The following is an 18842-nucleotide window of genomic DNA, read 5'->3' on the forward strand; positions in this document are numbered from 1 at the left end:
GTCCCCGGCCCGTTCCGGACAGGGGACGAGGAAGAAACCGTCTTATTTAAAGGACGCCTGAGTGAACAGCAAATTGCCATCAGGCAGCATCGAAACGCCGCTCAGCGTGTTGCGCTTGCCCACCAGATTGTCTGGTGTGCCAAGGAACGCCACCGGTGCCTCTTTCCAGAGCACCGTCTGCGCCTGCGCATAGGCGATGCCGCGCTTTGCCGGATCGGCAGTCGCCAGCCCGGCCGCTATCGCTTTGTCTGCATCCGGGTTGCTGAAGTAGGAGACGTTGTAGGAGGTCGGCACCCAGGATTCGGTGGCAAACAGCGGACGCAGTGCCCAGTCGGCGTCGCCTGTAGAGGTCGACCAGCCGCCATAATAGAGGTCAAACTCCGCCATTTTCGGATCCTTTACGCCCCACAGCTTCGCGTTACGCGTGCCGGAATCCATCGGTGTTACGGTGGCACGAATGCCCACGGTGGCCAGTTGCGCTTTCAGCACCTGAGCGGCACGTACGCTGGCCGTGGCATTGGTGACCCAGAGTTTAAGATCCAGACCATTCGGATAGCCCGCGGCTTTCAGCAACGCTTTAGCCTCGTCCGGTGCATATTGGTAGTCGGGAGCGGTTTGTTTTTGATAGAACTGCACCCCTTCCGGCATGGCGGAGGTGGCCGGTTTGCCCAGACCGGCAAAGGCTACTTTCAGCCACAGATTACGGTCAATCGCATAGTTAATGGCCTGACGCACGCGAACATCGGCTAGCGGCTTGTGCTGCGTGTTGATCGCCATGTAGTAGAGATAAATGCTGGGGTCACGCTGAATCGAAAGGTGGCTGTCCTGCTTCACGGTCGCGATCAGGTCTGAAGGCAATGGCCAGATGGCATCCACCTGCCCCGATTTCAATGCCGCAACGCGGGTCGCATCTTCCGGACTCGGCGAGAAGATCACATGGTCGACTTTAGGCCATCCCTGCTGCCAGTAGCCGTCATACTTCGCCAGCGTGACCGCTTTGCCCGGTGTCCAGTTGATGAATTTAAACGGACCGGTTCCCACCGGATGCAGTCGCAACTGTGCTTCGTCCGGATATTGCTTAAGCACTGACGGGCTCCACATCACTGCCGAAGGATGCGCCAGCGTGTTGATAAAGGCGCCGAACGACTGATTGAGATCGATTTTTACCTGGTCGGGTGCCAGCACCGTAACCTTATCGATCATCCTGTAGAGGCTATTACGCTTCAGCCCTTTTTTCTGGTCTGCCAGCCGATCAAGGTTAGCTTTGACAGCGTCCGCATCAAACGGGGTACCGTCCTGAAAGGTGACACCTTTGCGCAGCGTCAGCGTAAATTCGGTGGCACTGTCATTAGAGGTATAACCGGTCGCCAGCCAGGGCTGCAGCTTCATCTGAGGATCAAACTGGAACAGGCGCTCAAAGATGCCGCTCTGCACCGAGTAGCTGACATTATCCGAGGTATCGTGCGGATCCAGCCCCGTGATATCGGCATACATGGAGATGCGCAGATCCTGTGCCTGCGCAGTCATGACCAGCGTCGTCGTCAATGCGAGGGCCAGCGAAGTACGGCGAAACAGCGTTTTCATATATTCTCCTGGGCGTTGAGGATAATTACAATGCAATGCCGTCAGCGACCCAGTGCTGGGGCGCAACCTGGCGATAACGGGGTTTCGTGACCGTTTCGCCCACCTTACGTAACGGCGAAGGGATTTCGCTGTCATCGAAAAGACGGGGCTGACGGTTCTCAGGATCGGCGACCGGCACCGAGGCCAGCAGACGCCGGGTATAGGGATGTTGCGGCTGATTAAAGACCGACTGGCGCGGACCAAGCTCGACAATCTGGCCGAGGTACATCACCGCGACGCGATTCGCGATGCGCTCGACGACCGCCATATCGTGAGAGATGAAGATCCATGCCACGCCCGTCTGCTGCTGCAGGTCCATCATCAGATTCACCACCTGCGCCTGAATTGAGACGTCCAGGGCCGATACCGCTTCATCCGCAATAATCACTTTCGGTTTCAGCGCCATGGCACGGGCGATGGCAATACGCTGACGCTGACCGCCAGAAAATTCGTGCGGATAACGACGCGCGTGCTCAGGCAGGAGACCGACGCTCTTCAGCAGCGCATCGATCTGTGGGGAAGCCTGTTCAAGCGAAGAGACCCTGCCATGTAGCAGCAACGGCTCGGCAATGGTGAACCCTACTGTCAGACGGGGATTCAGTGACGCATAGGGATCCTGAAACACCATCTGGATTTCACGGCGCAGCGGCTGAAACTCTGCCTCTTTCAGGTCAGAGATCTCCTTTCCTTCAAAATGAATGCTTTCAGCGTCACTGTTGATGAGGCGCATCAGCGCCCGTCCGGTTGTCGATTTGCCGCAGCCGCTTTCACCCACGATGGCCAGGGTTTCACCCGGCCACAGACTGAAATCAATCTGCTCCACCGCATGCACATGATGCGTCAGGCCCGATAAAATGCCGCTGCGAATCGGGTAATAGACTTTCAGCCCACGCACATCCAGCAGCGGCGCCGCGTCATAGCGAGCAGTTTGCTGTTCGCTTTGCGCAGCGTCCCGCGCACCAGGCAGAGGAAAGCGTTGCGGCCATGCGTGTTCCCGCATATCGCCGAGCCTGGGTACAGCCGCCAGTAACGCTTTGGTATAAGCGTGCTGCGGGGCGGCGAAAATCTCAGAAACGGTGCCCTGCTCGACCACTTCGCCACGCAGCATGACCACCACGCGATCGGCGATTTCCGCGACCACGCCCATATCATGGGTAATAAACAGCACCGCCATCTGTTTCTCGCGTTGCAGCTCACGCAGAATATGGAGAATGCGCGCCTGCACGGTGACATCCAGCGCAGTGGTAGGCTCGTCGGCAATCAGGAGCTGCGGATCGCAGGCCAGCGCCTGCGCAATCATCACACGCTGCCGCATGCCCCCGGACAGCGAGTGCGGATAGCTTTTCATCACGCGATCCACATCCGCAATACGCACCTGTCGCAGCAGTTCACGTACGCGGGCATGGGCCTGCTTTCTGTCACACAGGTGATGATCGCGTAATGCCTCGGTAAGTTGATCATCAATGCGCAGCACCGGATTCAGCGATGTCATCGGCTCCTGAAAGATCATCGCCATTTCATTGCCGCGCAATGTACGGCGCTGTGCTTCGTTCAGGGTTTCTAATGCGTGCACGTTTCCGCTGCGGTCACGAAACTGCATGCTGCCGCGATCGACACGTCCATTGCCGGACAGCAGGCCCATTACCGCCAGCGACGTAACCGATTTACCTGAGCCGCTTTCACCGACCACGGCGACAATTTCACCCGGATTAATGGCAAAGCTGATGCCTTTGAGTGCCTGATTCTCACCGCTGCGTCCATGAAATGAGACGCTGAGATCCTGAATCGTCAGCACGGGAGATGGCGAGGCCGCGCGGGTAACAGGAGAAGTACGTTGTGTGTCTGTCATCGTCGCCTCAAAGCGTTATAGCCAGATACGGCCCTGGGAGTAGCTCAGGAAAGGAGAACTGTCGGCGGCAAGCCAGATGGGACCGTCCAGATCGACGAATTCTGCATTTACCGCGACGGGCAATGCCGCCTCCATCGCCAGTGACGAGCCCAGCATGCAACCCACCATGATGCGCATTTTGTGTGCGCGGGCTTCTTCCACCATCGCCAGCGCTTCCGTCAGGCCACCGCACTTATCCAGTTTGATGTTGATCATCTCGTAGCGGTCGCGTAATCCGGCAATATCCGCCCGCGTATGGCAGCTCTCATCGGCACAGACCGGTATGGGATGCTTAAAACGTTGCAGGTCATGATCCTGTCCGGAGGGCAGTGGTTGTTCCACCATCGCAATACTGAAGGCTTTCAGTGCCACCAGCAGGCTTTCCAGGTCCAGCCCCGACCAGGCTTCATTGGCATCGATAATGAGCGTGGCGTTCGGTGCCGCCACACGTATCGCCGCTACTTTTTCCAGAACCGCATCACGGTCAAGCTTGATTTTGAGCAGGATGGCGCCACGTGAGACGGCATCTGCCGCCTCGAGAGCCATGTTTTCCTGCGTGTCGAGGCTAAGGGTCTCTGCCGTCACCACCGACGGTGGCTGAGCAAATTGGCTCTTTTGCCACAGCGTCTGATTTTCCCGTGCCGCGTCAAGTCGCCATAGCGCACAGTCCAGCACGTTACGCGCTGCACCGGCAGGTAAGCGGTGCTGCAGATCGTGACGGCTCAGGCCCGACTCCACCTCAGTGCGTATCGCTTCGAGCATGGCCTGAACGCTGTCGGGCGTCTCATCGTAGCGGGCCGTCGGGGTACATTCGCCCTGTCCGATGAATCCGTTTTGTTCCAGCGTGACCCGGACGACCGTCACGGCGGTACGGGTGCCGCGTGCGATAGCAAAGGGTCGCGCCAGCGGCAGCTCCACCACCTCAATCTGCAACTGTCGCATTTCAGCCACGCTCCTGAAGCAGTGCAGCGATCTCATCAATACCAAAACGCACAGGATCCGTGGCCGGTAAGCCGAACTCAGCGCTGATTTCGGCGCAATATGCGAGCGCCTCTTCTTCACTGTAATTGGAGGTGTTGATCGCAAAGCCAGCCAGCTGAACAGACTCACTGGTCACCTGCGCGGCACGCAGATTGGCTTCCACGCATTCCTTCAGGCTGACCATCGGCTGGTGCGGCAGATGACGCATATGGGGGCGTCCCATTTCATGGCACATGACCAGCCAGTGCGGTTGCGCACCGTGCATCAGCCCCATACTGACGCCCGCATAAGAGGGATGGAACAGTGAGCCCTGACCTTCGACGATATCCCAGTGGTCCGCGTCATTCGCTGGTGACAGCGCTTCTGCTGCACCGGCAATAAAATCAGCGATCACCGCATCCACAGCAATACCCTCTCCCGCGACCAGAATGCCGGTCTGCCCCGTGGCGCGAAAATCGGCTTTCATGCCGCGCGCACGCATCGCCGCTTCCAGCGCCAGTGAGGTATACATCTTGCCCACTGAACAGTCCGTACCCACCGTCAGTATCCGCTTACCTGTACGTTTCTTACCGCTGCCAACATTAAGCGCCGGACGCATATGACGCAGGTCAAACAGCTCAACGCCAGAAGCCTGCGCAAGCGCGATCAGTTCCGGCTCATCCACCAGTCGGTGGTGCAGACCACTGGCAACGTTCATGCCTGCTTTAATGGCACTTTTGATGGTTTCCAGCCAGTGCGCGGGCAGATAGCCGCCGGCATTGGCCGTGCCCAGCACCAGCGTTTTCGCGCCGCGTGCTTTAGCACCGGAAATATCCAGCTCATCCAGACCCAGACTGACTGTGCAGCCCGGCAGTTTAATTTCGCCAACGCACTGCTCCGGCCGCCAGATATGAATACCGCGCGCCGTTTTTGCCGCGAGGGGATCGGTAACATCGCCAAGAAAGAGTAAATAGGGTTGTGGGATTAGCATGTTGTCTCTCGTTTCAGCCAAAAGATCAGGTTCTGAAACCACTATTTCATGCGTTCTGAAAGGTGACGAATGCTTGTTTAGCAGGAGGGTATAACGGCAGGTTATAGCCAGAGGTAATAGTGATGATGGGTTGGTTTTTCAGGGGGGTTGGAACAGGGAATGGATTAAAAGAAGGGGGTGGGTCATAGGAAAAAGATTGTGTTGAGCGAAAAACAGAAGAGAGTCGCGGAAGGGGTATTCCGCGATAACCGCACTAAAAACCATTACGGGTTACTTCATGCGACGCTGTCGGGCGACACTGGCGAGGCGTTGTGTCCGACAGTAAATGGCAAACAGGATGAAAGCCTGCCCATTCAGTAACCAGCGAGCACCCCCCAAAGCAGCGAGTGCCAGAAGTAGCCACAGACCCGAGTGGCTACCCGTAACAACGCTGTAGCTCAAAAGTAATACGGTCGATATGAGCAACACCGCCCAGACGTAAGCCAGCCCCTCCACACCGGATGTATGCCCTCGAGCAAGCAGGTAACTTGCCGTCAGTATCGCGCCAAGAACGACGATTGAGGGAACAAAAAAACTCAACGCGTGTATCTGTGGCTTAAGCGGAGGTAAAACGTGCAGAAACGTCAGCAAGTTAAATGCAAATGCGACCAGTAACAGCATCAGCACTAGTGCAACCGGGAAGCCGTTTTGCCGGGGAAGCGACTCAGAAGGCTGTTTAAAATAACGCTCAAGCTCTGTGGTGGAACGGGCAAGTACGGAATTATCCTGCCGCGCAATTAGCTGATCTATTTCGCGACCCTGTTGCAGCAGTTCAGTGAGATTACGCCCAACAAGCCATGATAAAAATTGCATTAAAATACCGCCAGCGATTGAATTGTTCCCACTATATAACGCCCGGTGCGCGGCACGTTACCTGGAGCAGCAATGATACCACTGACAGCACTGCCAGCCACAGCAGCTGCGCTCGTGACGACCTGAGCCAGTTGCTTAACAAGTTCTTTTTGCACCGGCTCTACAGGGAACCGCTTTGGATAAAGTCCTGCACGGATGGCGGCTTTAAGCTCTTTATTACTTATACCAGGGTTTTGTGCCTTAATGATTAATTCGGTCAGGCGTGCCCGGTCCTGCCTTGGATAGTTCCTGAGCCACTCCGTTGCTTTTAGAGAAGAGACTGACTTCATCGCTCGCCATGTTGCCAGGGCTTCTTTTAACGCACCGCCCACGCTGGCGAGTGAAATAAGGTCAAGGGACGTTGAAGTGGCAACGTACCAATCCTGAGAGTCCAGCCACGCTACGTTTTGACCACCGTTTTCGACGAGATCATAAACCCGGTAAATACCATTGACACATTGCACGCCTGTTGCGGCAGCGCCAGCATAACCAATAGCAACAAGCACGCCGCTACTGCCAGCGGTTATAGGCGTTGCTGAAGCGCCGATAACCGCCACGCCAGCTGTGATAATCATTGCACCACAGGAAAGCACGGTCGAGGCAATCTCCGTTCCCATTGAGGTTGCGCTTACTGCTTCACTAAGTGACTTGCCCGTATCAGACGCTGTGGCTTGCTTAGGCGTTTTGGTCACAATAAGATGTGTGACGATACCACTTTGGCCATTAGGATGACGCTGACCAGATCGAACGAGAAAACGCTGTGCGCCATCTGCATAGATGATGCCAGCCTGATAAAACTCCCGAGTGCAATCCATTGCTGCACCCAGCGCTTTGAAATCAAAATCTGGTGCCCCATAACCGGTCATACTCGCGATGTCATAACCCGGTAAGTTATTTTCGGGATTCATTCCTGGCAGGTTCATTTTATCTCCTTATAGGGTCAAGATAATAAAAAGAGAGTTTTTTAGACATTGAAATTTGAAATGGAAAAAACATTATTACCGCATTAGGGCTATATATCAATATGCAGGCAATATCATAACAAGCTTACCGTTTTTTGATTGCATAAAAAACCAGTGATCCCATCCCTCACTTTTTGACTCAAAAGACCTAATAAGTAGTTTGCATGTCACCTGAAAAACAATCTTTTAAAAACAACCACCCTTTAAATATGGGAATAAAATAACCACTGTAAAGCAAAGCACAATTCAACACTTACTTGAATTGATTCAAGCATCACTGCCAAACATTAAATAACTGCTTCCAGATTTCCATCTCTTCATCTGTAGGCAGACTATAATCACTCATAACCTTACGATAGTTCATGAAACAAACATCTATGGCACGTATTGAAACTGTTTTATTTTTACGACTTCCATCAATGATAACTTTCATCTCCTCACGACAGGCTTCATCTTTAATCATTTTTTGAAAGAATATCTCAAGAAAATATAAAGCTTCATTGTGGGAAAATAAATCTATCATTCTCTACCCGGTAAAATATCGACTTAATCGAATTCTGTCATGTTATTATCATTATCCACCTGATAGATATCTCCAGCACTATATCCTGGATACTAATTAGACTTTAGCAAGTAATTAATTTCAGAACGGCTCTGATTATAAATCATTTAACAATGACAGCTTTTTATGTAATTAGATTACAGTGGAAGCTATTGTATTTAACTCAGAAAAAATAAATGAATTCATTAATATACTATTTTGGTTAATAATTATTAAGCAACCTAAAAAAGGATAAGCGCAACAACAGGGTTCTTCTATCCCTTTTTAGCAAATCAAATTCACTAATAATACAGCAAGAGTTAGTTGCTATCTAAATATACATCCACAGACTTTTCAATCTTGTGCATTATATCCGTTATTTTATGGAGGTAATCATTATACATCTCAGCATAGCGCCGCGGAAAACCTCTTAAAGGGTTATTCACGAGGCTATTGTTAATAACTTTAACTTTAAGTAACTTTAACTCATCAATAAATACTATCAACCCTCCTTTATTTTCGTTATTCATAACTGCCTCTATGTAAGAAGATGCTTTATCTATTTCAACCAATAAACCTTGCTTGTTCATAGTTAATTTCTCAATTATAAAAATCTCACATCAGTTATCCAACCAACTGGATATCCGTGCGGAAGTAGTATCTGGTCCGCCCCACCTTCAAGAACTGCACCAGATTTCATTATTTGCTTCTCAACTTTCCCAATCTGAAGAACCGTTCCTTTCGGGATCTTTAAAGTTGCCTCGAATTGCCTGGTGTTTTTCCATTCCGGTAAAAGTGCAGAATCTATTTTCGCCTGGATTTTATTCAGCGCCGGAGATGTACTAACAAATGAGCCATCTATTTTAGCATTACCACCAAAGACGCGATACAAGGTCACATCCTCAGTTGTTAACACTGTTCTATACTCTCCATCTTTGAAAGAATCTCTTATCCAATCTGGTAATTCTGTCTTATCAATTTCTTTATATTTTCCTTTAAGGCTACACCTACTCAGCCCCCACGTATCCACCCAACCCAGCGCATTCGGCGCATACTGGTAGAGGTTGATCCCGCCCGCCAGCCCTATCGGGTCCTGCTGGGTAAACCGTCCGCTATCCGGGTCATAATAACGAAACAGATTGTAGTGCAGTCCGGTTTCCCGGTCCAGGTACTGGCCCTGCATACGCAGGTTCTGCTTAACGACAGGCCTCCGCTGGCTGGACTCGCGCAGCAGTTTGCCCCGCGGGCTGTTGATCCCTTCCCAGGCTTTTTGTCCTTCCCTGTCAGTCAGCAGTTCCGGCATCCCGTTGGCCGCATTATGGAACCAGTAGATCTCCGGGCTTTCCACACCATCAATACGCGCCAGCGGTTCATAACTCTGGCTGCCGCTGTAAACGTAAGTTAGCGGCGTGCCATCGTGGATCTCCTGCAGCAGACGATAACCTTCCCAGACAAAGCGCGTCGTTGCGGCGTTGCCAGATGGTCTTCCCTGTAACAGCTGCTGGCTGGTTTTACTGATGCGACGTCCCAGCGGATCATAACGGAAGCTCACCTTAGTGCGCGGCTTGTTACGGTCACGCGGCTCGCTGATGACATCCGTTAGGCGATGCTCACCATCGTAACGGTAGCGCCAGCGGGTGTGCCCGTCATCTTTCTCAGTGGTGCGGCCATGAATATTGTATTGCCAGCAGATACCGTTCAGTCCGGTGACACGGTTGTGCATGACGTGAGCGGCAGTATAGCGATCCAGCGGGTTGCCTGCGCCATCCCAGCGCCACTGTTCATTACCCGACTGCGCACCGTCCTGGGACAACAGCCGGCCAGCGTTATCGTAATTCCATAATGTCTGGCTGAACGGATTATCATCACGCTCTTCGCGGATCAGGTTGTTGCCGTAATTGAAGTCGCGCCGACGGGACCAGACGCGCGGTGCAGGACGCTGCGCGTCACACTTAAACATTCGTTACGTATGGTCGGCTCAGTTCCCGATGCAATGGGTCACGGGTAAACTCGATTCATGGTGCCATTATGTGCCACCAGTGAGTCAGACATTGCAGTGCTAGAAGATGGAAACCGTGACGAGTTCATGGCGGAACTGGGACTGTTAAAGGCGGGCCTGAAACAGGTCATTCGTGCAGGTTACTCTCTGCTGAACCTGCAGACCTACTTCGCCTCAGATGTAAAAGAAGTCCGTGAATGGACCATTCAGGTCGCCGCGACAGCCCTTAGACAGCCGGTAAATCCAAGCCAAGTTCGAGAAAGGCTATATCCGCGCTCAGACCATCGCGTATGAAGACTTTATCGCTTACAAAGGCGAGCAAGGTGCTAAATAAGCGGTATGATTCGTTCAGTAGATAAAGAGCACGTCGTGAGAGATGGCAATGTGATGAGTTTCCTATTTATAGAATTATTTTGTTGTAAAACTTTAAAAGTACTTTTGGCTTATTTTATTTCAGGCAACGAAGAATAAAATGAGAAACCTCTGATGGAATATTTTTAAAAAACTTTCACTAATGATAGATAGTAAGTTAAATGGTATATTTATTTTTATAACCACTCCATTTAACTCAACCTTGAAAAATCTAATCGCCCAAGATTTCATGTAGTAACTACATCATTTCATGAGCTTTTTATGTAGTTACCCATTAGGTCTTGTCGTTCTATCCTTAATATTATAAGCATCAGTATGCAGGTGAGACGCGCAAAAGCAGATTATCTTTTTGATTGAACGAAAAATGCCAATCACTCCACCCGTCAATTTTTTTACTAAAAATACAGACAACCAAAACTTCTTTTTGAGTATCAATGGTCATGTAATAGAACTGCCCCCCATCAGGAGGTGGAGATGTTGATAAAACCTCCCCACCTCCGCTAATTATAGATAGTCTTTGAGGCAATTCTTTCTTTTGGTCAAGAACAAATATCAACTCTCTCCTTTCATCAACCATCACCTGATCAATTTTAGAAAATGACATGGAAAATATCTTTTCTTTATATTTCCACTTAACAACAGACTCACAAGCTATGACATTTAGATCGTTAATTCCGCTCATTTTCACTCCTTACTTCAATCACCAATGGGCTTTTCATCTACTACTCTCAAATAGTCCATTCTTTCATTGGCGGGCACTAACATTTCCACCTGCGATTTACCACCTTTAAGGTAAGCACCTGCCCCTTTATCAATTTGAGGTCCTACGTCTCCAAAGTTCACCGGTAAGGGTTTTATCACTTCATAAGTAACAACCCTATCAATATCAGGTTTCCATTCATTTTTGACTCCGAGTTCATTTCTAACGAAAGCTTTGTTTGGAATCTCATCAAAAGTAGCAAAACCTCCCGGGCGCGTCACTGGCTGGCCAGGAGCCACAGCCATATTCAGTTTAGTACCTGGTAAAATATCTGCTTTAGCTGGAGGCTCATTCAATGGCCAAGGCGACTGTTCTTTTATCAAGTTATTATAAGCCTCAGAAGCATCAGTTGTTTTTTTGAAATTCCCACGATGATGCCTCTGAAACTCATTCCATGTGTTTGTCTTCTTACAACTCAACCCCCACGGATCCACCCACCCCAGCGCATTAGGCGCATACTGGTAGAGGTTGATCCCGCCCGCCAGCCCTATCGGGTCCTGCTGGGTAAACCGTCCGCTGTCCGGGTCATAATAACGAAACAGATTGTAGTGCAGTCCGGTTTCCCGGTCCAGGTACTGGCCCTGCATACGCAGGTTCTGCTGAACAACTGGCATCCGCTGGCTGGACTCGCGCAGCAGTTTGCCCCACGGGCTGTTGATCCCTTCCCAGGCTTTTTGTCCTTCCCTGTCAGTCAGCAGCTCCGGCATCCCGTTGGCCGCATTATGGAACCAGTAGATCTCCGGGCTTTCCACACCATCTATACGCGCCAGCGGTTCATAGCTCTGGCTGTCGCTGTAAACGTAGGTCAGCGGCGTGCCATCGTGGATTTCCTGCAGCAGGCGGTAGCCTTCCCACACAAAGCGCGTCATGACGGCATTGCCGGAGGTTCTTCCCTGTAACAGCTGCTGGCTGGTTTTACTGATGCGACGTCCCAGCGGATCGTAGCGAAAGCTCACCTTAGTGCGTGGCTTGTTACGGTCCCGCGGCTCGCTGATGACATCCGTGAGGCGATGCTCACCATCGTAACGGTAGCGCCAGCGGGTCTGGCCGTCATCTTTCTCAGTGGTGCGGCCATGAATATCGTACTGCCAGCGGATACCGTTCAGTTCAGTGACACGGTTGTGCATGACGTGGGCGGCAGTATGGCGATCCAGCGGGTTGCCTGCGCCATCCCAGCGCCACTGTTCATTACCCGGCTGCGCACCGTCCTGAGACAACAGCCGGCCGGCGTTATCGTAGTTCCATAATGTCTGGCTGAACGGATTATCGTCACGCTCTTCACGGATCAGGTTGTTGCCGTAATCGAAGTCGCGCCGACGGGACCAGACGCGCGGTGCAGGACGCTGCGAGTCGCCTTTGAACACGTCACGGCGGCGCAGTCTGCCTAACCGGTCATATTCACTGCGCATGGTCAGGCCGCCCTGCGTCCGGCTCAGTTCCCGGTGCAGCGTGTCACGGGTAAAATCCGTGACCGGCAGGTTATCTAAAGCGATGCTCAGCAGATGGCCGCTGCCGTAATAAAGCTGCTTCAGGTTGCGACTATCGGGCAGCGTCAGGGCCGTACAGTTACCCAGCGCGTCATATTCCCACGCCAGTTCGCCCTGCTCCCCCTGCTCAGTAACAATGCGGCCCAGCGCATCATACTTAAAGGTAATTTCCTGCTCGGCCTGCTGGCTCCACTCGGTGTCAGACAGCGGCAGATGCTGCGACATTTTACCCAGCTGGCCGCCACCACTGTAGTGATAGCGCGTCTGACCTTCCGGCGTGGTCCGCGCCAGCAGTTGTCCCGCACGGCTCCAGTGGTAACGATGGGTAATGGACTGAGGATGTCCGGCGGCAAAGGTACGTGATACCGTGCGGCCCGCCGCGTCATAGTTATATCGCGTGGCAACGCCATCCAGCCCCACCTGAGCCAGCAACAGAGAGTCTGCGCCCCACTCGAAATGATACTGCTCGCCGTTCTCGTTTTGCAGCGCCGTTAACCGGCCACGACTGTCCCAGCTTCGCTGAACCGTCTCACCCTCCGCATTACGGTTGGCGATCAGTCGCCCGACATTGTCGTAACGGAATTCACTGCGCTTACCATCAGCCGACTCATAGGCCAGCGGCAGTCCGTTTTCACTCCAGTGCAACCGCTCTTCCCAGCCCTCTGCACGTTCCAGCTGAAGAGGGCGGCCTGCGGCATCATAGTGATAACGGGTTTCTTCACCATCCGGTGCGGTGACACAGCTGAGCCAGCCCAGGGGATGATAGCGGTAGCGTGTGGTCAGCCCTGAACAGTCGGTTTCGCGGATAACCTGCCCGGCATCGTTAAACTCCCGGCGGTAGCTGTTACCTGCTGCGTCGATCTCCTCGACAACCAGCCCGGACTCATCCCGCTTATAGATCGTGCTTTGCCCGAGCGCATCAACGACGCGCTCAAGACCATGATGAGGATCGTAATAGTATTTCGTTGTGGAACCATCCGCTCCGGCAACCACCGTGGGCAGTGAACGGTGTGAAAGCCACTGCACCGCCTGCACACCACCGTCAGCATCTTTCTCTTCAACGCGGTTACCCAGCTCGTCATAGGCGAAGCTCACCGCGTTGCCCAGCGGATCGATGCGACGCGTCAGGAGTTCGTTCTCATCCCACTCATAGCGCCACTTCTCACCCCGCTCATCAATAAAACAGGTGATGAGGCCCGCGGCATTCCAGTGGTGTTCACGCTGCTGACCGTCATAGGTCGACACACGCGTGATGCCCGCCTTAAGATCGTAATGCATGTTGCAGCCGTCACCGGTATTGGTGCGGTTCTCTACCACGCGCCAGTGATCCAGCTTCTGCCAGCGATATTCGCTTTCCAGCCCGCCGGGTAGCTGATGCCAGACCATTAATCCGTCATCGTTGTACCGGAAGCGCCGGGAGACAACACCTGCGGCATCGCTGACACTGGCAAGTTGGCCCTGTTCAGTGTAGGTCCAGCGCTTCAGGGGCCAGTGCTGATCGCCATCAAAATGGGTGGCGGATGTCGGGCGCCGCGCGTGCTGTCTGTCGTCGTAATGCAGCGTGACGTCAATCGCTAGCGGCGCATCATGAATACGCACCAGGCGAGCCTGTTCATCCCAGCCCATCTCCAGCGCATTACCGTACTCATCGCTCAGTGAAACCAGCCGCAGCACCTGCGGATCGGCAGCCGTGCGCCGGTAAAGACGCCATACCGCACCGTTGTCATCGGCAATGGCGATATCGCCTGACTCATTGCGCCGCACCATCAGCCCTTCGCTGATGCTGTAGAGCACCTCTTTTTCACCGGGAACGTCAAAGCTCAGTTCACGCCCGTTGTCATCAAACCAGGTCGCCCGGTTCCCTTCCAGTGTGAGATAGCTGTCGAACACCGTGGCCCAGCCCTGACCAAACAGGCCAGCGCGCTGAGTCAGGCTGTTATAGCTGCGCTGAAAACTGAGCGGGAAACGTCCAGGAAGGGAAAAATCGCGCTCGGCATCATCATTAAGGACTTTAACGCCGGTCGCTGCATGAACCGGGAACAGCGACGAGAAGGCCGCGTTAATCGACATATCTGCCAGCATGCCGCCGCCCGCCATTGCCAATGCGCAGGGCATGTTTTTGAGGATCTGACACGGGCGACCACGAAGGAGAGAAAGGCCGATCATCATCACGGCCAGACCCGGGACCTTGCCGCTTTTGATCTCTCTGACCGTGACGGTTTCACCACCAATGATGACATTGGGGGAAACATCGTCACTTACGGTGGCATCACAGGTGGTTTTATCCTTTGCGCGCACCGCTGGCTGGCCATTGATAAAGACGCTTTTCGAACCCTGAGCCAGATATTGCGGCGCACTGTGTTTTTCACAGGCCACTTTGTCCTGCTCCAGCGGAGAGGTGCCCGCATCGGCGGAGGCGACCGTGGGCTGCCACATTGCACTGCCAAACTGGCCGACCGCCGAGAGCAGCATGCCGCCGTAATCCGCAAAGCTCTGCGGCGATTGTGGTTCGGGCGGCGGTGTCTCACCGGGCGTGAGCATCCCGGCCGCACGTGCGGCTAAAAGACCATTAACATAGACATTCTCTGACCCACTGGCGATCACACCGGCGGGTGACGGCGGAAATATCATGTTACCCAGACCATCGGCTGCTTTGCTGATCTCCTGTGACAGACCCACGGCATTGGCCAGTACACCACCCAGAATACCGCTGAGCAGGCAACTGTTACCCACAGCGGCTACACTGGCCGCTGCTACTCCTGTACCCAACAGGGGCGCTGCCGAGACGATAGCGGCACCTACTGCGGCACCAATAACGGCATAGGCCGCACCTTCAGCCACAATGCTCGTGATATCAGCGAAAATGCTGGAGTGAATGATCTCGTCGCCCACGCGGGCCGCATGGTTATCCATAGATTAAGCTTTCCGTGGATTGTTCAGACTCAGGCTTTGTTTAAAAGCACTCCAGCGCTGTCCGTCTTCTTCATTGAATGGGCGCATCGCGGAGAGCGTAAAAATCATAAAGATGTTGGAATCAGGCACCTGTGTAGCCAGCTGTTTCTGCCACACCTCTTGCCCGTTACGGTCAAACAGGGTTTCAACTTCAATTGCGGGCAGGGTGTTATCCACACCAGCCATCACGCGCGCAAATTCACTCTGCTGAATATGCCCCATCTGACTCCGCAACGTGTCCCACTGACGCTGAAATTCCTTTTCCGCATCACTGCCCTCAGAAATAACACCACGGCTCACAACCCATGCCAGCCCACTGGCTTCATCACGGAGAATATTCATGGTGGTATCCTGCCAGGCAGCAGGAAAAAGCGCAAAGGCGCCCTCATTGAAGTGGTAATTCATATTGGGTGTCCGTTTTATTAATGGTTTGTGGCGGGTGGAATCAGGCTATGGAATTCGCCATCAACGTTATCGGCATTAGTGAGTAGCTGTGTATTATCACGCGCAACTTTAATATCAAAAAGTCGATGCGTAATATCAGGATCGCCACCGCAGCTAATATCGTGATTATCTTCACGAACCGTGATGACATAGAATGTTTCATCACTGCTGTCGTCGACATCGTACCGCAGGCATTTATCATCGAGGCTGGTCAGGCGCCAGGTATGAATCGCTTCCGTTGCAGCGCTGAGAGCCTGGTCAGCGCTGATATCACTTTGCTCTGCATCCAGGTCTGTTTTCAACATAATGCTGCTGACCTTCCCCTGGTCAATCTGGAACATTAACTGTTTCGCGCCCGACTGATAGACAAGCCAGTGCTGATTATCACTGTTATCTTCTTTGCCGGGCCCATAAGCTTGCTGAACCTGTTCGGGGCTATCGCCTATCTTTATATTTCGGGTCGTCGGCACGCTGGCACTTTTCAGAAGGATTTCAGCCAGAAGCGTGTGGTTGGCATCTCCAACCGCTGCCGAGCTAAATAACTCAAAGCCGTCGTAGGTATGCTGAAAGTAGTTGTATTGCTGGTTGTTAATATCCACTTCTCCGGCCAGAACTGAACTGAGGGCCTTGCCTGCGCATACGAAACTTTCGTTGCTCCAGGTGTCACCAGGAGTGAAAGCATACTCGTTCAGCAGAACGGAAAAATCGCCCTCGTTAAGAGCAGGAACAGACAATTCCACGGCGGATTCAGCCCTGACAATACAGGATAAAAACAGGAGGGCAGGCACAAATATAAGGCTGGTGAAAAAACGATTTACAATCATTGTGTTTTATCGAGGTTGGCAATTAAAAATAAGAAAAAACATTCATTCACTAATGCAACGCAATTAAATTGACTCAATAAAAAATACAGATCAATAATATGCGCAAGGTGGAGACAAAACATCACCACCTCAATAAAATATCATAACATTAATTAACGTTATTATTATCATCTGAAGCGCAAAAAACTCTCACTTGAGAATAATGAAAATCATCACTCCCACTTACCACCTTGCTCTACAAGCGTTTTATTCCCCTGCGTTACTTTTAACTCAAGCGGATTAAAGCTCACAATATAATCTACGCCGCTATTATTGAAAATCATTCCATCAGCTTTATTTGAGTTGACAGGCTGCGTGGTTTTACCTTCAAGAGTGATTTGTTTCCCATCTTTATTTCTGAGACCTAAGTATTTAACTTTATTACATACAGTATAAAACTCTCCGCAACCATTAACTAAAGTAATGGTAAAATCAGCTGTCGAGAAAATCTTCATGCCGGATTTTAAATCCCCCTGATTCACTTCTTTATCGAGCGCGTAATTTTTTGGAGCGTAAAACTCGCCATTCTCTGGGTCTTTTATTAACTTCCATAAAACTTTATTATGTTTAAGTTCTAAATTTGCTTTACCCTTGACTCCGCCAAATGAAGAATCAAATTCAATTAAAGCTTTTTTACCATTTGCAGTGCCTTTGAGATTGCTGCCATTACCCTCAGGACAATCTATTTTGTTTCCACCCCGTGTTACATAACAATAACTACCCGTTATGTTATTATTATCCTGCTTTAATTTTAATGTCAGAGTGGAGTATAACGATCCATTATCGTTTTTTTCTTGACCACTCCACTGACCAGAAAAGTCATCAGAAGCGAACAAGGATAATGAAGAGATTGACAGCAAAACAGCTAAGCTAAATCCAACTTTATTCATTTAATTAACCTTTAAAAATCCAGACAATCATTAACCCTATTAATCCAGCCGTTGAGATTAGGTAAGTTTTTAGGATCAGATATAGTCAGGTTAGTATAATATTGCTTTCTAATTTCAGCAATGCTATTGGTTAGCTTACCTGAATCTTCAACACTATTCATAGCAGAAATTGTGTCAGGCCCAATGACACCATCAACCTTCACATTTTGTCCATATTGACTATTTAGCAATTTTTGAATCTGCTTTCCGGCTCCCCCAGAAGTAATGCTCCAGTCATAGGACATCAAAGCTAATTTAGGATCCTTAATATCGTTGAAACCACTTGGATCCCAATATCTTTTCTTGTAAATAATTTCAGCCTGCTCTGGAGTGATTTTTTTCAAATTTTCTAATGTCGGCTCAACGCCTAAATCCTCTTTTGAGTATTTTTTCCATGTATCCCACGCAATACCATGATTTGTTGGACCGCCTTTGTCAGATGCTCGGTTTGCATAGCCACCTTCATGTCTTAATATTATTGGAGAAATCGTGGAAAAATTGTCACTATTTTTTGGCGCTGCCGCACCTTTCGCCGGGGCCGCCGCAGCCTTTGGCGCAGCGGGTGCAGCCTGCCCTTTCTGCTTCGGCGGGAACAGATTTTCTACGGCCTGACTGATGTTCTGTTTATGACTGGATCCCGGAGCACTCGTGCCCGGTTTCGCACCATTGGTGTTCAGGTTCAGTTTGCCGCCAGAGGTGGTGATATGACCATCGCCTTGCACGAAAATATTGAACCCCTTGCCCACAATATTAATCTGACCATTCGCATTGAGTTCAATAGCACTCTCTCCGCATTCAAAGCGAAGCTTAGTGCCCGACCCCACGACGTAAGTATCGACCACCGCATCGAGTTTGCCCTTACCGGTCAGCCGCTCTTCGCCCCCTTTCACTCCGTGAACGCGGTTAGTTTCGACACGGTAGAGCTCATTGCCTCCCGCGTAATGGCTGTGATTGTTGGCAACTGAATGGCTGGAATCATTTTTAACATGCGTATCCATGTTCTTTTGCGCCTGAATCCACAGGTGTTCCTCACCCGCCTTATCCTCAAATCTTAGCGCGTTCGCGGTGTCCGCCGTGCCATCCTTTGACCGGCTCAGAAAGCCCATCTGCGTCGCCGCCGCCGGCAGCGCCCACGGAGGCATGCTTGCCTCGTTATACACGCGGCCGATGATCAGCGGAC

The 18842-nt window shown here is 51.6% G+C and carries 14 protein-coding genes and 2 pseudogenes; 1 reads left to right on the forward strand and 15 read right to left on the reverse strand.

All coding sequences use genetic code 11. The annotated features are described in order from the left end of the window. Positions 1–42: 42 nt before the first annotated feature. From QSK07_RS15900 to QSK07_RS15940, 9 genes and pseudogenes are all read right to left on the reverse strand, one after another. Positions 43–1584 carry a glutathione ABC transporter substrate-binding protein gene (locus QSK07_RS15900; protein ID WP_285721958.1) on the reverse strand — a complete coding sequence of 514 codons (1542 nt, stop codon included), beginning with the start codon at positions 1582–1584 and terminating at the stop codon, positions 43–45. Between the two features lie 25 nt (positions 1585–1609). After that, a complete protein-coding gene (locus tag QSK07_RS15905) occupies positions 1610–3472 on the reverse strand; it encodes an ABC transporter ATP-binding protein (protein ID WP_285721959.1) in 1863 nt (620 codons plus the stop codon). A gap of 15 nt (positions 3473–3487) precedes the next feature. Further along, positions 3488–4453 (reverse strand): N-acetyl-D-Glu racemase DgcA, encoded by a 966-nt coding sequence (dgcA, locus tag QSK07_RS15910; protein WP_285721962.1) that lies wholly within the window; start codon positions 4451–4453, stop codon positions 3488–3490. A 1-nt stretch (position 4454) separates the two neighbouring features. After that, a complete protein-coding gene (gene dgcN / locus QSK07_RS15915; RefSeq protein WP_285721964.1) occupies positions 4455–5462 on the reverse strand; it encodes an N-acetyltransferase DgcN in 1008 nt (335 codons plus the stop codon). A 270-nt stretch (positions 5463–5732) separates the two neighbouring features. Continuing rightward, positions 5733–6314 (reverse strand): hypothetical protein, encoded by a 582-nt coding sequence (locus tag QSK07_RS15920; protein ID WP_285721966.1) that lies wholly within the window; start codon positions 6312–6314, stop codon positions 5733–5735. Beyond that, positions 6314–7276 (reverse strand): Ssp4 family T6SS effector, encoded by a 963-nt coding sequence (ssp4, locus tag QSK07_RS15925; protein ID WP_285721968.1) that lies wholly within the window; start codon positions 7274–7276, stop codon positions 6314–6316. The genes QSK07_RS15920 and ssp4 overlap by 1 nt, the downstream gene beginning before the upstream one ends. 313 nt (positions 7277–7589) lie before the next feature. Further along, positions 7590–7838 carry a hypothetical protein gene (locus QSK07_RS15930; protein WP_285721970.1) on the reverse strand — a complete coding sequence of 83 codons (249 nt, stop codon included), beginning with the start codon at positions 7836–7838 and terminating at the stop codon, positions 7590–7592. Between the two features lie 338 nt (positions 7839–8176). Beyond that, the gene (locus QSK07_RS15935) at positions 8177–8446 is read right to left on the reverse strand and encodes a hypothetical protein (RefSeq protein ID WP_285721971.1); all 270 of its coding nucleotides are present in this window, start codon (positions 8444–8446) and stop codon (positions 8177–8179) included. A 14-nt stretch (positions 8447–8460) separates the two neighbouring features. Further along, positions 8461–9816: pseudogene (locus QSK07_RS15940) on the reverse strand (RHS repeat domain-containing protein); the annotation flags it as partial. A 57-nt stretch (positions 9817–9873) separates the two neighbouring features. Between QSK07_RS15940 and QSK07_RS15945 the strand changes: the two are divergent. Beyond that, positions 9874–10257, forward strand: a pseudogene (locus QSK07_RS15945) (DUF933 domain-containing protein); the annotation flags it as partial. A 280-nt stretch (positions 10258–10537) separates the two neighbouring features. Here the strand turns inward: QSK07_RS15945 and QSK07_RS15950 are convergent. From QSK07_RS15950 to QSK07_RS15975, 6 genes are all read right to left on the reverse strand, one after another. Then, positions 10538–10909 (reverse strand): hypothetical protein, encoded by a 372-nt coding sequence (locus tag QSK07_RS15950; RefSeq protein WP_285721973.1) that lies wholly within the window; start codon positions 10907–10909, stop codon positions 10538–10540. Between the two features lie 14 nt (positions 10910–10923). Beyond that, positions 10924–15387 carry an RHS repeat-associated core domain-containing protein gene (locus QSK07_RS15955; RefSeq protein WP_285721975.1) on the reverse strand — a complete coding sequence of 1488 codons (4464 nt, stop codon included), beginning with the start codon at positions 15385–15387 and terminating at the stop codon, positions 10924–10926. A gap of 3 nt (positions 15388–15390) precedes the next feature. Next, a complete protein-coding gene (locus tag QSK07_RS15960; RefSeq protein WP_098050852.1) occupies positions 15391–15831 on the reverse strand; it encodes a DcrB-related protein in 441 nt (146 codons plus the stop codon). Between the two features lie 17 nt (positions 15832–15848). Next, complete coding sequence (locus tag QSK07_RS15965; protein ID WP_285721978.1) at positions 15849–16694, reverse strand: hypothetical protein; 846 nt, start codon at positions 16692–16694, stop codon at positions 15849–15851. A 212-nt stretch (positions 16695–16906) separates the two neighbouring features. Next, entirely contained in the window at positions 16907–17623 is a 717-nt protein-coding gene (locus tag QSK07_RS15970) for a hypothetical protein (RefSeq protein WP_285721980.1), read from the reverse strand. A gap of 11 nt (positions 17624–17634) precedes the next feature. Then, positions 17635–18842, reverse strand: a 1208-nt coding sequence (locus QSK07_RS15975) for a bacteriophage T4 gp5 trimerization domain-containing protein (protein ID WP_285721981.1), incomplete at its 5' end; no start/stop codon positions are given.

It is taken from the genome of Pantoea sp. QMID4 (genome assembly GCF_030270445.1).
In the GTDB taxonomy this organism is placed as follows: Bacteria; Pseudomonadota; Gammaproteobacteria; order Enterobacterales; family Enterobacteriaceae; genus Pantoea; species Pantoea vagans.